Origin of the sequence: Mycobacterium lepromatosis (assembly GCF_000975265.2) — a bacterium.
Classification (GTDB): domain Bacteria; phylum Actinomycetota; class Actinomycetes; order Mycobacteriales; family Mycobacteriaceae; genus Mycobacterium; species Mycobacterium lepromatosis.
Genome location: NZ_CP083405.1, coordinates 2914313 through 2927359, shown reverse-complemented (window position 1 = coordinate 2927359; position 13047 = coordinate 2914313). Strand labels below are relative to the sequence as shown.

Sequence of the window (13047 nt, the reverse complement as noted above, 5' to 3'; positions counted from 1 at the left end):
AGCAGACTTCATTAAGGAGGACACCGTCAGAAACCATCGAACCAGATTGTACTCACTCGAAGCGACCGCCTCCCAGCGCGTGATTTACGTTCCAGTGTCCTTCAACTAATCTATCGTCCCATCCTTCCAGCCAGATGTAGCGGCGTCCCTGCAGAAGGCTTTTGTCAGTTGAACATCGACTGCTGTAGAGATTAGTCCACAACGCGTAGAAGAGCGCCGCCACCTGCACAATGACTTGTTCATAAAAATTTTAGTCCAGCTCGAACACTTGTTGACCGGCGATGGGATCTGCCAGACATCGAAAATCGCCGCACACAACCGACATGGCGAACAGCGCAAAACCAATACCGACAATGCAACTCAGAAATCCCTTCCTGTGCTCCAAATCGGCTTGTCAACACGCCATCCCGTAGAATGCGTTGCGGACCAACTTATTCGAGTAGCGTTAACTATGCCATCAGGTGGAAAGCGATCGGACCGAACTCGTTATACCCGGCGTTCTGTTGGCCTTCGCCACAGACCAGTTCCAGCAACTATTTTGCATAGAACTTGCTCACGCCAACCGCAGCCTTTTCTCACAACTTGGCGTTACGTTTCGCCAGGGCACCTGCAGTAGTGAGATTTAGGTGTCAAGCGCCTCTCGGACGATGAACAGCCCGTGATATCGCCCGATCCTTCGAAGATGCGATTGATCCGCAGTGCTCACAGCATCTGCTCGGCTGTCACCGCACGCTCACCACGCGCCACGAAAGATCCCGCAGTCTCATAGCCTCTTCCACCCCGGATTTGGATCAGCTCGTCGGCAATACGGCAGACCATCTCGCTAAAGCACAATTTGGTCAACGCCACTTCGATCCTGATTGTCGTTACATCCTTCGTTGACCACTAACCAGAAAGCTTCACCACCGCTTCCAGCGCGTAATTGGTGGCGGCGATAAATGCAATCTCACTGGCAACCTTTTCATGTTTGCCAACTGGCTTGCCCCATTTCGTGCACTAGCTAGACCATTCTCCTGCGATCCTTAGTGACCATTTCGACGGCCAAGTCTTCAGTCGTCACCTTCTTGCCCGACTAACTTTTCGACGGAGACGCTAACACGATGGATCCTGGTTCACCCCGCTTTCGATGCCCCGTAGTACCCATGAACTTGTTACGCCTCTCCACGGTGCTCCTCGGTGAATCGTCCTAGAAAACGAAGACGGCTGGACTCCCTCTCGATGCCCTTCGTTGCGGGATACCCGGGCCATGAGCACCAGCAATTCGGCAACCACACCGTCAATGTTCCGCAACTTAACACCTTCTAAGTCATAAGCTTGCCTAGCTTAGACCAGCGTAGACATCGAGGCCAGGTGGGTCGGATCGGAACCCATGTCCAGTTCGGTAAGCAGAAACGGCACCGGCGGCACACCACAGCACGCACTTCCGCTTCTGTTGCGAAAGCTCAGCAAGCTTGAGTGGTTCAGCTATTCCGATCAACTAGTGGACCGTAACAGTACGCCGACACTGGGATAAACGCTGATAACCATCAGTAGAGCACAGCTGTAGTCGACTTACGACATATACAAACCGCCATTACTCCGGTCTGTATATTCATGCCGAAAAAACCCAGTCCGGCAAAGTCTTTAAAGTATTCTATCAAGAATCTGCGCATCGCGGTCGATGACACTCCAGTCAACGGTGACAAGAAACTGCTACAGCTGGTCCAAAAAGCGGCCGTGCGCACCCCTTAGAAATCGAAACAGCTTAGACTACGGTTGTATGAGTTGGAGCAAAAAGCGACCAAGGAAAAGTTTCTTGGCTAAGAGCATTTTATCCCAAAAAATTTCACGGGATGTTTCGGCAAGAACTTCTGCTTGCTTCCCCATCACTAACGACTTCGCGCAATGTTTGGGTACCCCACGCTCTGACCGCAGACTACAACGCACCGATGTCGAAAGATAGGTAAAAGATAGGTATGAGTTCCTCCGCCAGCTGTCAGCTGGTGCGTGTCGCTGCCGAGCTGAGTGGATAAGTCGTGTCGAAGCTGCGTGTACCGAAGTCGACGGACTGTGACACACCGCCATAGGCCCAGAAATGAGCTAGTCGGCCACCGAACGCGGTGGCGAAAAACTGGGCTTCAGCCTCGGCAATTTCGGTGTGGATTGCGTGGCAGTCCACGCTCGGAGCATCGATACATGCTTCAGAAAACTCGTCGCGTCCCCCTGGGTGCATTCATTGCCGAAAACTTCGTGGTCGACATCGCCGGGTAGAACATTAGGCAGGGAGCCGGAAAAAATTGTAAGCCGCGAATTCAGTGTTCCACCTGGGGGATGGCTGGTGTCATAGGCGCCAACAGCGATATAGCCGGGCACTCTCAACCGATGAAGTCCAGCCTCGTCCATACCTAAGTCCTGGAGAACACCGGGAGCCATCACAAAAACTACTTTGATTCGTGGGTATGCGACGTTAAACGCTGGGGCGGCGTCCAGCGGTAGCTGTCCGCTTGGATCACCAAAGGTTTTTACGCCCTACTGGAAGGGCAGGCATTTCTCGATGTCGACTCGCGTACCGCCGATCCACAGCGACGGGATCCCCCTGCGAATGGTACGGCCACCCAAATCCGTTTGGAGTCCACCAATAGACTTCCAAAATGATTTGCCAACAAAGAAATGCACGGTAAAGGTCAAATTCTTTGGCCGCTGCCACAGCTTGTTGGTTAGGTACTAGATGATGGAGTCATAGGTGTTGGCAAGATAATAATAATAATTGATTGCAACCACCACGTACCCACGACTGGCCAATGCCTAGACACACCACACGTACTACAGTCCGCTACTTCCGCGGCTGTACGAGAACCAGATCAGCGGATGCCGGTAACCGTCGAGCACCGGCGGCAATTCGTGGTAGAAGTCCAGTTTTGTGGAAACGGCTTGTCCGATAGACCTGGGCTTTGAGTCGGGGAAAAGACGTTCAACGCCAGGTGCCGCGCACGCTAAAGATTGCTGTCGTCGATGAGGCTGACCTATCGGAGGCCAACTCGGTACGTTGGCGCAACCCGGCTGTCCTCGGCACACGAGGTCAGGGCACGCTAAGAAAAGAAGCCAGCCACGATGAGAACCACACGACACTGCGCAGTGCTGCCTTGATAATAATCAGCCCGGTCGGATCTCCACTATGCGTCGAACTCACGGGCCACCGCCTTAACCACCTCAGATACCCGTCTGGCCGTTTTGCGGTCCGGGTAGCGGCCTTTACGCAACTCGGGCTGCACCGTACTTTCCAGCAATGTGATCATATCTTCGACCATGCCGTGCATTTCATCCGGGCTGTGCCTGTGCTCGGCCAGCGCTTCGCGGCGCGCTTGGCGAGCGAAGCTCGGCGGCGGATCAATCAGCTTGAGGCTCAATGCCTGCGGCCCACGCCGGCCAGAAGCCACGCCAAACTCCACCCGTTGCCCGGCTTTGAGCCCCTCGACACCCGCGGGCAACGCCGACGAGCGAACATAGACGTCTTCGCCATCCTCCTGCGAAAGGAAGCCAAACCCCTTGTCGGCGTCATACCACTTCACCTTGCCGGTCGGCACTGGTCTCACCTGCTTGTCTGACAGATCACTAAGATGGACAACAGAACAAACGTCCCGCCTGCATAGGCGGGACACAACGTTGGTGTGCAATCTTACTCGGGCAGTTGCCCGCGAAGCACCCAGATAAACCGTTACCCGGTAGGATGGCATTACCGTTGAAGGAATTGCACCTGGTCCTGAACGTCACCTAGCTGGCTTTCTGCAGCCTCTGGCTGGTCTTCGGCCACTTACGCGCAGCAATTATCAGCCGGCTTCACAGCTCTGAGCATAGCGTCGTACGCATTGCGGCCATTCGACCAGACGATAGTCAACAAGCCGGGCGCCGGGACGGGAGCTCTCGTCAGCAACACCATCTGAGTACTGCCGTTCAGGTTATGGTTGACGATCGGGCACCTGCTCAGTGCCGCAACGACGGCGGTCACGATCGTCGGTATTCCGCTGACGCTGTTTAACTCCAAGTTCATCCCGGTTTCGCTGGTTCCGCCGGGCAAAGACATCGTCGAAATCAGCTCGTAAACTCGATTCGAACGGGTACCCGTATGACGCTGACCGCGTTGGAAGTGCCGACAGTACGTAGCCACACGCAGAACCGGACGAACGACCACGTCGCCGCTCGGGACGTGCTGCGATGACCTACTAATGGACTACACGCGGCAAGAGAGCCAACGAACTGCAGATATCACGCACCAACTCTGCATTGCACTTAGTTGAATACCAACAGCAGACTTGGAATAACGACGGGGCCAGTAACTTGCCACAGCTCGACAAGTATGCCAGGATCATGAGCATCGCGGTCACCGGGCTAGCCGTCACCAACATTCGGTTCACTGGTAGTGAGCGGGGTGTTGGCCCGCCAATTCGAAGAGGTAATCGCAGCAGCGGCCAGTCTGCGACCCGGCCCGGCGAGCTCGTTAACCACCAGTGGTGTAGGACTGGCTCGGGAAGGGCTGACGCAGGCCTGGGCCGGGTCGACGTGTCGATGAACAGCATAGACCAGACCGACTTTGCGGCCACCACCCGTCGCGACCAACTCGCTGACGTGATGCCCGGCTTAGCCGCCGCCAATAAAGCAGATCTTCCGCTGGTCAAGGCGAAGTCGGTGTTGGACCGGACGAGGGACAGCAAGGATATCGTCGAGCGGTTGCGGTTCTGTCTGAACCAGAGCTTATCAGGTGCGGGTCATCAAGCAGATACTGCTGGACGCTGGGCACCAACGACGACGTGAGGACGCGCTGACCTCTGATAACGTGCTAGCGGCACTACGACCCCATTTCCTCAGCGGCGACAGAACCCAGCGCCCACGGTTCGACTCCGGCCGAACTCTAGTTGTTCAACACGAGCCCTGCCACACCGTCCGGAAAGTTTTGCGTAATCGACTCGGTGCCGCCCGCTTTCTGCGCAAGCTGTAACTGCACTCTAACTGACAGCCAACAACCAAATCCGCAGTTTTCGTTATCTAGTCAGGAGAGCGACCTTCGCAGCCTGCTGGTCAGAGCATACACAAGCCCAACTTCGTCCAGCCCAATTGCCCGATGAGTGTAATCGATGGCTTAAGACACCCGGCCAATCTGTCGAAATTCGAGTCAATGCGCTATAATTCTCACCCACGCAGGTAGCCACAGGTACCGAATCGGAGACAGTGACATTGCGGCCAGGCGTCACGGTCACCGAGCTGGTAGCGAGCCTTGTGGCCCAGGGGTTCGCGCCTCGCCAAGATTTTGAGCCGATAATCCTGTCTGCGCTACGGCATCACGGTTCGCGACCAGACCATAGCACTGCGCTTCAATACACAATTGACGCTTTGCCGCCTTTTGCAGGCGGATGAGGCTACGACCTTCAGCACATAAGGGAAATAATAAATAATGACGTGCAAACAGGATGGCATCGACCCCCTCGCAGGCTGGGTTAATAACCTCAGATACTGAAATTTTATCGCATGACAACACGTGAAACGCCAAGTTGCTCAACACGTGACTAGAGCGCCTGTAGGCGCTACCTTACTGCGAGGGCTCGCCAAGCTAATCCAGTGGCTTTCCTCCCTCCCTGAAGCGCTGAGCTCCATCCACGGTAGGCGGAGACACAAACCGTGGATGGAGGCGGAGGACTCACCAGTCCGCCGAGATCGGGCCGGGGCCGCTCACGGCCTTTGGGATGAAGCCGACGCCGTTTCTCTGATGATTGCAACGCCAGCCGGGCAGCCTCTCCAACCCGAATCCGACAACTGACTTCGCAGGCGCGTATCGAGAGGAATACCTGGCATATGAGTGAACGTCACCATAAACCCACTAAATCGAGCATCATCGTCGCTAAAATCGTCCTCACCGGGGCGATGCTAGGCGGCAACATCGCTCTGACCGGCCAGGCGGGCGCAGCCACCGACAGCGAATGGGATCAGGTCGCCCGTTGCGAGTCCGGTGGGAACTGGTCAATAAACACCGGTAACGGATACCTCGGTGGCCTTCAGTTCTCGCAAGGTACCTGGGCTTCGCATGGTGGTGGCGAGTACGCGCCATCGGCTCAACTTGCTACCAGGGAACAGCAAATTGCCGTCGCTGAGCGCGTGCTGGCGACCCAGGGTAGCAGCGCCTGGCCTGCCTGCGGCCACGGGTTATCGGACCCGACCCCGCGAGAAGTTCTTCCTGCCGGGATGGACGCGCTCTGGATTAACGGTGCGCCCGCACCGCTAGCCCCACCACCCGTTGACGCCCCTCCACCTGCGGACTCCGCTCCACCCCAGCCGTCGGCCAACAACTTCCCGCCGGCACCGGCCGACGTGCCCCCGCCCCCCGCACAACCACAGCAGACCTCGAGCGTCGGCTACACACAGAAACTGTGGCAAACGATCCGGGCGGCGGAGGTAGCGGGTAAGAACTACCGACTGGTGGCGCAGGAGGCGGCGGGTACGTAGCGCCCAGCTCAGACGGCCATCCTCAGCTAACGCTAGGCCGAACCCGCTCACTCGCCCGGTACCATCATCAAAGAACTAGTGCTTCCACACCGGTAGCCGCGCCTTAATAGTGCCGAACAGATTAGGCGAATGCCCCCTTGTCGATGGGCGGGCCGCGGGCACACGCACCGGGTTGGACTGATCAGCCACTTCGACCACCACATCAATGAACACCTGTGCGGCCGACGGATGTTCGGAATACCCGAACGGCAACACCCGACGTCTGTCGTCAGAGTAGCGAATCATTCCAACGAAACCGACGATAGCTCCGACCGACTGATAACTCACTACATCTAAATCCTCGTGCTCGGCAGTGAGATCGGCTGATCGTTTATAGCGGCGCGCAGCAGCAGCGTCATCGCGGCGATCTCCGCCGACAAGTTGATCGAGCACGTGGTCTAGAACATCAGCGAATACGGCAAGACCGTCACGCACCCGCTGGGCGATAGCACCGACGTCGGTACCTTCGACAATCCGCTGCGACAGCTAGTGTCGGCCAGCCCGGGGATCATGTAATCCAGCACAGCCGCAGTCTGGTCCAGGGGCTGTCACTACGCGAGATACCGGTACCACCCGGGGTGATTATCACGTCGACCCCATCGCGCAGTGCCTCGTCAAACCGGGTTCTCGTCGGCAAAAACCACGGTTACACTGGCGAAAAACCATGTTGTCCAAGACATTCCACCGATAATTAACTCGCATTGGTCGTCATATCCACCGGCCGACCCCCGAATATGAGTAGGGTATCATCCGGGCGGATCAGCCGCACATTACCGTGCCCAAGTTCCGCTTTTGCCGTCCTCCTTGCGAAGCACCCGAATGTTGTCGTGCGGGGGGTCAACCGCTTTTGGCTATGTCGTCGAGTGGTTAGTCCGGCCACACTGACGACGGTCAGCGCCTCCATCATCACGCCTGCACAGTCAGTAGTGTACACCGTCCGCGGTGATCTCGATATCCGTATTCGACGACGGTGCAATCCACGTCGACACCGGTGAGGGCAAACTGGTGGTATAGTGGGATCAGGTCACCGGTAGGTTTGGCCGCCAGAAGGCTCGCCACCCGCTTGGTAGCCAGCGCATCGCCTTCTGGGCAGGGTGCCGGTTGAGATCATCACCACCACATGCGCCGAGGTGTGCAAGGCTCCCGCGGCAACAGCAGTACACCTATGGCGACCTTCTCGGTAACGTCCGACCATGAACACCGCCCCCCCGTTCATTCAAGATTGAGACAACAGGCCCGAACGGAATTCCTCCACGCGCATGTCGCAGCAGACCTAAGCGCCTCTGAAGCCCTAGCAATCTCAGCGACCCGACCGGTTGACGACGGTGACCGGGTGCACGTAGGGCAAGTCGTCGGCGGGCACCGGAAAGTCCAGGTCACCAAATGGCGACAACGCACCAGTGCGATCGGTCACCAATTCGCTTACCGCGTGGTCGTCTGGATCAGTCGTCGGCCAGCTGTTGTCTACGCATCTGTTTTTATGCGCCTTGCTTTCAGCAATGTCAGCCACGACATATATTCTTACAGATCCATACTCGCATGTGACGCTAAACATCGCGCTGCAGGTCTTGCTTGCCTGCTGAGTCGCTGAACATTGCGTCACACTTGGCTGCTTTACGCTAGTCAGCAATGACCGACAACACCCCGGATATCCCGCTGGGGTCCTGGCTGGCCGACTTGTCCGACGAGCGGCTGATCCAGCTACTGGAGTTGCGGCCCGACCTGGTTCAACCGCCACCTGGCAGTATCGCGGCACTAGCTGCGCGGGCGCAGGCCCGTCAATCAATCCAAGCTGTCGCCGACGAGCTCAATTTCCTGCAACTCGCTGTGATTGATGCACTGCTGGTACTGCAGGCCGATAGCACGCCGGTATCGACTGCCAAGCTACAGGCGCTGATCGGCGATCGCGCTTCCCAGGCCGACGTGGTCAGCGCACTAGATCACCTTCGGCACCGGGCCCTGGCTTGGGGTGAGACCACAGTCCGGATAGCTGCTGCCGCTGCCGTAGCGTTGCCGTGGCATCCGGGGCAAGTCACATTTGAAGACACCTCACGCACCGGCGAACAAATCGCCGAGCTGATCGCTCGCCTCGACCAAACGCAACGGGACGTACTGCAGAAATTGCTCGAAGAGTCCCCACTGGGGCGCACCCGCGATGCCGCGCCCGAAGCGCCACACGATCGACCAGTGCCACAACTGCTCGCAATGGGTCTGCTACGACGCATCGATGCCGAAACGGTGATTCTGCCTCGCCACATCGGGCAGGTGTTGCGCGGCGAGCAGTCCGGTCCAACGCAGCTGACGCAGCCGTATCCGGTGGTTTCGGTAACCGCACCCAACGACGCCGACGCCGCGGCAGCCGGGACAGTCATCGAGGCGCTGCACGAACTCGATATTTTGCTCGAGACCCTAGGCAGAGCACCGGTTTCCGAGCTACGCAACGGCGGATTGGGAATTCGTGAAGTCAAGCGGCTAGCCAAAGCTACCGGCATCGACGAACTACGACTGGGCTTGCTCCTCGAGGTCGCGGCCGCGGCAGGATTGATCGCCAGCGGCATGCCCGACCCAGAGCCAACCACTGGCGACGGCCCTTATTGGGCGCCGACGATGGCCACCGACCGATTCACCGCGATGTCTCCCGCGGAGCGTTGGCACCTGCTGGCCAGCACCTGGCTTGACTTGCAATGCCGGCCCGCGTTGATCGGTAGCCGCGGACCAGACGCTAAGCCTTACGGCGCCCTGTCAGATTCGTTGTACTCGACGGCGGCACCACTGGATCGCAGGCTGTTACTCGGCATGCTCGCCGAACTACCAGTCGGAGCCGGTGTCGAAGCAGCCGAAGCGTCGGCGGCGCTGATCTGGCGGCGCCCGCGCTGGGCCAGGCGGCTGCAGCCCGGACCGGTCGCCGATCTGTTAGCCGAGGGCCACACGATGGGCCTGGTGGGTCGCGGTGCAATCAGCACACCTGGACGCGCGCTGTTGGACGAGGTCATTGCCTCCGCCGACCCAGCCGCCACGGTCGCTGCGATGATGCGGGCGCTGCCCGAACCAATTGACCACTTTTTCGTGCAAGCCGACCTGACGGTCGTGGTACCCGGGCCACTGCAACGTGATCTTGCGGAGAAGGTGCGCACGGTGGCCACCATCGAATCAGCCGGCACGGCGATGGTGTACCGCATCAGCGAACGGTCGATTCGGCATGCACTCGACATCGGCAAGACTCGCGACTGGATACATGCACTCTTCACGAATCACTCCAAAACCCCGGTTCCACAAGGGCTCACATATCTCATCGATGATGTTGCGCGCCGACATGGCCAGCTCCGAATTGGCATGGCCACATCGTTCGTCCGGTGCGAGGACCCGGCGCTGCTAACCCAGACGGTGGCGGCCACAGAGGAACTGCAGCTACGGGCCCTAGCTCCGACGGTGGCGGTGTCTCCCGCCCCCATCGTCGAAGTCCTCGTCGCGTTACAATCCGCAGGGTTCGCCCCAGCAGTCGAAGACTCCTCCGGCTCCATCGTCGACGTCCGACCTCGCAGAGCGAGATTGCCCACCCCACAGCATGGGCGGCCATACCGCCCACTACAGCGCCCCAACCTTGAGACCCTCAACGCGGTCATCGCGGTACTACATTAAAATTGCGGTACTACATTAAAATTAAAGTGACTGCTACACCGTTTGACAATATCCGCGTCGACCCGACCGTCACCATATCGCTGTTGCAACGCGCCACAAGAGAAAAGACCACGCTAGTGATCGGCTATCTCGACGCCGTCGGCATTGCCACCCAGTGGGTGATATCGCCGATCGCCATACGGGGGGATCAGCTGGTGGCTTTCGATTCGGGGTCTGGGCGGCTACGTGACTTTGTCATCCACCGCATCACGTCGGTGGTGTCGTCCGACGGCCAATAATGGACTCTCACGAAACGATGAGAAGGAGCAGGATAATGACCGACGGGCCGTTGATAGTGCAGTCCGATAAAACGGTACTGCTCGAAGTGGACCATAAGCTAGCCGATGCGGCACGTGTAGCCATCGCACCGTTCGCCGAGCTGGAACGCGCACCCGAACATGTGCACACTTACCGCATCACACCACTGGCGTTGTGGAACGCTCGCGCCGCCGGCCATGATGCCGAACAAGTCGTCGACACGTTGATCAGTCATGCGCGCTACGCGGTGCCGCAATCTCTGCTGGTCGACATCGTCGACACCATGGCCCGCTATGGGCGGCTGCAGCTGGTCAAGAACCCTGCCCACGGTCTAACGCTGGTAAGCCTGGATCGCGGGGTACTCGAGGAGGTGTTGCATAACAAGAAGATCGCACCGATGTTGGGCGCCCGCATCGACAACGACACCGTCGTCGTTCATCCCAGCGAACGCGGCAGGGTCAAACAGCTTTTGCTTAAGATCGGTTGGCCAGCAGAGGATCTCGCTGGTTACGTGGACGGTGAGGCACACCCGATTATCTTGCAGCAAGACGGTTGGCAGCTGCGTGATTACCAGCGGCTGGCAGCCGATTCATTCTGGTCTGCCGGCTCTGGGGTGGTGGTACTGCCATGTGGCGCTGGCAAAACGCTAGTGGGGGCTGCCGCGATGGCGAAAACTTGTGCGACGACGCTCATTTTAGTCACCAACATCGTGGCTGCCCGACAGTGGAAGCGCGAGCTGATCGCGCGCACCTCGCTGACCGAGAACGAGATCGGCGAATACTCCGGAGAGCGCAAAGAAATCCGACCGGTGACCATCTCGACCTACCAGATGATCACCCGCCGCACCAAAGGTGAGTACCGTCATCTGGAACTCTTCAGTAGCCGAGATTGGGGCCTGATCGTCTACGACGAGGTGCATCTGCTGCCGGCACCGGTGTTCCGGATGACCGCTGAACTGCAGTCTAAGCGGCGGCTGGGCCTGACCGCCACGTTGATCCGCGAAGACGGCCGCGAGGGTGACGTATTTTCCCTGATCGGCCCGAAACGCTATGACACGCCGTGGAAGGACATCGAGGCGCAGGGCTGGATTGCGCCAGCAGAGTGCGTCGAAGTCCGGGTCACGATGACGGATAACGAGAGGATGACCTACGCCACCGCTGAAGCCGAAGAACGCTACCGTGTCTGCTCAACAGCGCATTCGAAGATTGCAGTGGTAAAGTCGGTATTGAGCCGACACCCCGGCGAGCAAACTCTCGTGATTGGTGCATACCTGGATCAACTCGATGAGCTTGGTTCCGAACTCAACGCTCCGGTAATTCAGGGATCGACGAGAATCAAGGAACGCGAAGCGCTATTCGACGCTTTCCGCCTCGGTGAAGTCTCCACACTGGTGGTCTCCAAGGTTGCCAACTTCTCCATCGACTTACCGGAAGCCGCTGTTGCGGTGCAAGTTTCGGGAACTTTTGGCTCACGTCAAGAGGAAGCGCAGCGGCTGGGCCGGTTGCTGCGACCTAAGGCAGCCGGCGGCGGAGCTATTTTCTACTCCGTGGTTACCCGCGACAGCCTGGACGCCGAGTACGCTGCACACCGGCAGCGATTCTTAGCCGAGCAAGGCTACAGCTACATCATCCGCGACGCCGACGACCTGCTAGGCCCGGCAATCTAAACTGACAGGGTGATCGCTAACGAGGTACCAGGCACGCCGTACACCTGGACCAGAGCAACACGCGAGTTGCCGGGCACCTGACGCTCGCCCGCCTCGCCTTGCAACTTGACGCACCAGCTCCCAGTGTTTCTTACTCACCGTCGGCGCACAGGACCGTCTCGTACATGTGAATGACCTCTGGCGCCGGCATTGGTTTCCTGCAACTGGACGAGGTCGATGTCCTCGGGTCCGATGCCTGCCGTCCCCGTTAGACAGCCTTGGTTGCCGTACACCCGTAGGCGAGGCGTCTTCCACTAACGGAGCAAACGTGGCATGCACCTCGTAGGAGCCATAACGCCGGGTGCGGATCTCGGTAACACGCACACGCACCGATTTGTCGGTGAAGTTGTGCACCATATCACCACAGCACACGATCACGGCGGAGTCACCCTTATCGGGCACACAGAACATCCATGGCGTTAAGGATCTTGTCCGCAAGAATCGGCTTGCGACGAAACACATTTGTATTCAGTTGCACCGTTGCAGTAGTTCTTGGCGGCGACTTTGGCTAGCGTGGCCTGGGAAATGCTGTAGTAGTGCAGGTACTTGTTGGCCTTCATTCCGAAGAACTTGGTGGTGACGACCTGTCCGTTCTGCGCGTACCACTGCGGCAGCGCCAACTTAGCGGGATCCTTAGCGAAGGCTCCGCGAGGTTTACGCGTCCAGACCTATGATGACGCCGATGTCGTACTTGCCCAACCGAATAGTGTCGACGTCCTGTTGAATAACGCTAGCCGCTGTGACGCACACTCGCACCCGGTGTCCGTAAGTGCGGCTTGGATAGCCTTGTGTCACCCATCTGCATCGCGTCTTGTCGAACCTCCCAAAGGGATGCAGAACCACGCCAACGGTAGCTACATCATTTAGTCATCTCCAGCCCCGAACGGAGCGAACAC

The 13047-nt window shown here is 58.3% G+C and carries 6 protein-coding genes, 7 pseudogenes and 1 riboswitch; of the genes and pseudogenes, 5 read left to right on the top strand and 8 right to left on the bottom strand.

Annotated features, from left to right (window positions below; genetic code table 11):
* Positions 1-18: 18 nt before the first annotated feature.
* The 3 genes and pseudogenes from MLPF_RS16605 to MLPF_RS13820 all read right to left on the bottom strand — a co-directional run.
* Positions 19-1866, bottom strand: a pseudogene (locus tag MLPF_RS16605) (acyl-CoA dehydrogenase family protein); the annotation flags it as partial.
* 109 nt (positions 1867-1975) lie between these two features.
* Entirely contained in the window at positions 1976-2158 is a 183-nt protein-coding gene (locus tag MLPF_RS13825; protein ID WP_045843621.1) for a hypothetical protein, read from the bottom strand.
* Positions 2159-3152: 994 nt separating this feature from the next.
* The gene (locus tag MLPF_RS13820) at positions 3153-3563 is read right to left on the bottom strand and encodes a cold-shock protein (protein ID WP_045843622.1); all 411 of its coding nucleotides are present in this window, start codon (positions 3561-3563) and stop codon (positions 3153-3155) included.
* Between the two features lie 191 nt (positions 3564-3754).
* Between MLPF_RS13820 and MLPF_RS13815 the strand changes: the two are divergent.
* The 3 genes and pseudogenes from MLPF_RS13815 (at position 3755) to MLPF_RS13805 (ending at position 6471) form a co-directional block, all read left to right on the top strand.
* Positions 3755-4079, top strand: a pseudogene (locus tag MLPF_RS13815) (YccF domain-containing protein).
* A gap of 265 nt (positions 4080-4344) precedes the next feature.
* The gene (locus MLPF_RS13810) at positions 4345-4788 is read left to right on the top strand and encodes a GTP 3',8-cyclase MoaA family protein (RefSeq protein WP_175266470.1); all 444 of its coding nucleotides are present in this window, start codon (positions 4345-4347) and stop codon (positions 4786-4788) included.
* Between the two features lie 815 nt (positions 4789-5603).
* A riboswitch (cyclic di-AMP (ydaO/yuaA leader) is annotated at positions 5604-5815 on the top strand.
* A gap of 8 nt (positions 5816-5823) precedes the next feature.
* On the top strand, positions 5824-6471 hold the full coding sequence (locus tag MLPF_RS13805) for a transglycosylase family protein (RefSeq protein WP_045843624.1): 648 nt from the start codon (positions 5824-5826) through the stop codon (positions 6469-6471).
* 75 nt (positions 6472-6546) lie between these two features.
* Here MLPF_RS13805 and MLPF_RS13800 read toward each other — a convergent pair.
* From MLPF_RS13800 to MLPF_RS13785, 4 genes and pseudogenes are all read right to left on the bottom strand, one after another.
* A pseudogene (locus MLPF_RS13800) lies at positions 6547-6869 on the bottom strand (molybdenum cofactor biosynthesis protein MoaE).
* Positions 6868-7244: pseudogene (locus tag MLPF_RS13795) on the bottom strand (molybdopterin-binding domain-containing protein); the annotation flags it as partial. The pseudogenes MLPF_RS13795 and MLPF_RS13800, both read right to left, overlap by 2 nt.
* Before the next feature lie 36 nt (positions 7245-7280).
* A pseudogene (locus MLPF_RS13790) lies at positions 7281-7726 on the bottom strand (cyclic pyranopterin monophosphate synthase MoaC).
* An 84-nt stretch (positions 7727-7810) separates the two neighbouring features.
* Positions 7811-8020 (bottom strand): hypothetical protein, encoded by a 210-nt coding sequence (locus tag MLPF_RS13785; protein ID WP_162196967.1) that lies wholly within the window; start codon positions 8018-8020, stop codon positions 7811-7813.
* Between the two features lie 119 nt (positions 8021-8139).
* Here MLPF_RS13785 and MLPF_RS13780 point away from each other — a divergent pair.
* Positions 8140-10427 (top strand): annotated as a pseudogene (locus MLPF_RS13780) (helicase-associated domain-containing protein).
* A gap of 35 nt (positions 10428-10462) precedes the next feature.
* Positions 10463-12112: a DNA repair helicase XPB gene (locus MLPF_RS13775; protein WP_045843626.1), complete on the top strand. Its 1650-nt coding sequence runs from the start codon at positions 10463-10465 to the stop codon at positions 12110-12112.
* On the opposite strand, the pseudogene MLPF_RS13770 reads toward MLPF_RS13775, so the two are convergent.
* Positions 12109-12994, bottom strand: a pseudogene (locus tag MLPF_RS13770) (thiolase family protein). The gene MLPF_RS13775 and the pseudogene MLPF_RS13770 sit on opposite strands and share 4 nt — an antisense overlap.
* Between the last annotated feature and the right edge of the window lie 53 nt (positions 12995-13047).

Bases quoted from the DNA above. Each gene is read 5' to 3' on its own strand.
- MLPF_RS13810 (WP_175266470.1), top strand. From the start codon at position 4,345: ATGAGCATCGCGGTCACCGGGCTAGCCGTCACCAACATTCGGTTCACT.
- MLPF_RS13805 (WP_045843624.1), top strand. From the start codon at position 5,824: ATGAGTGAACGTCACCATAAACCCACTAAATCGAGCATCATCGTCGCT.
- MLPF_RS13775 (WP_045843626.1), top strand. From the start codon at position 10,463: ATGACCGACGGGCCGTTGATAGTGCAGTCCGATAAAACGGTACTGCTC.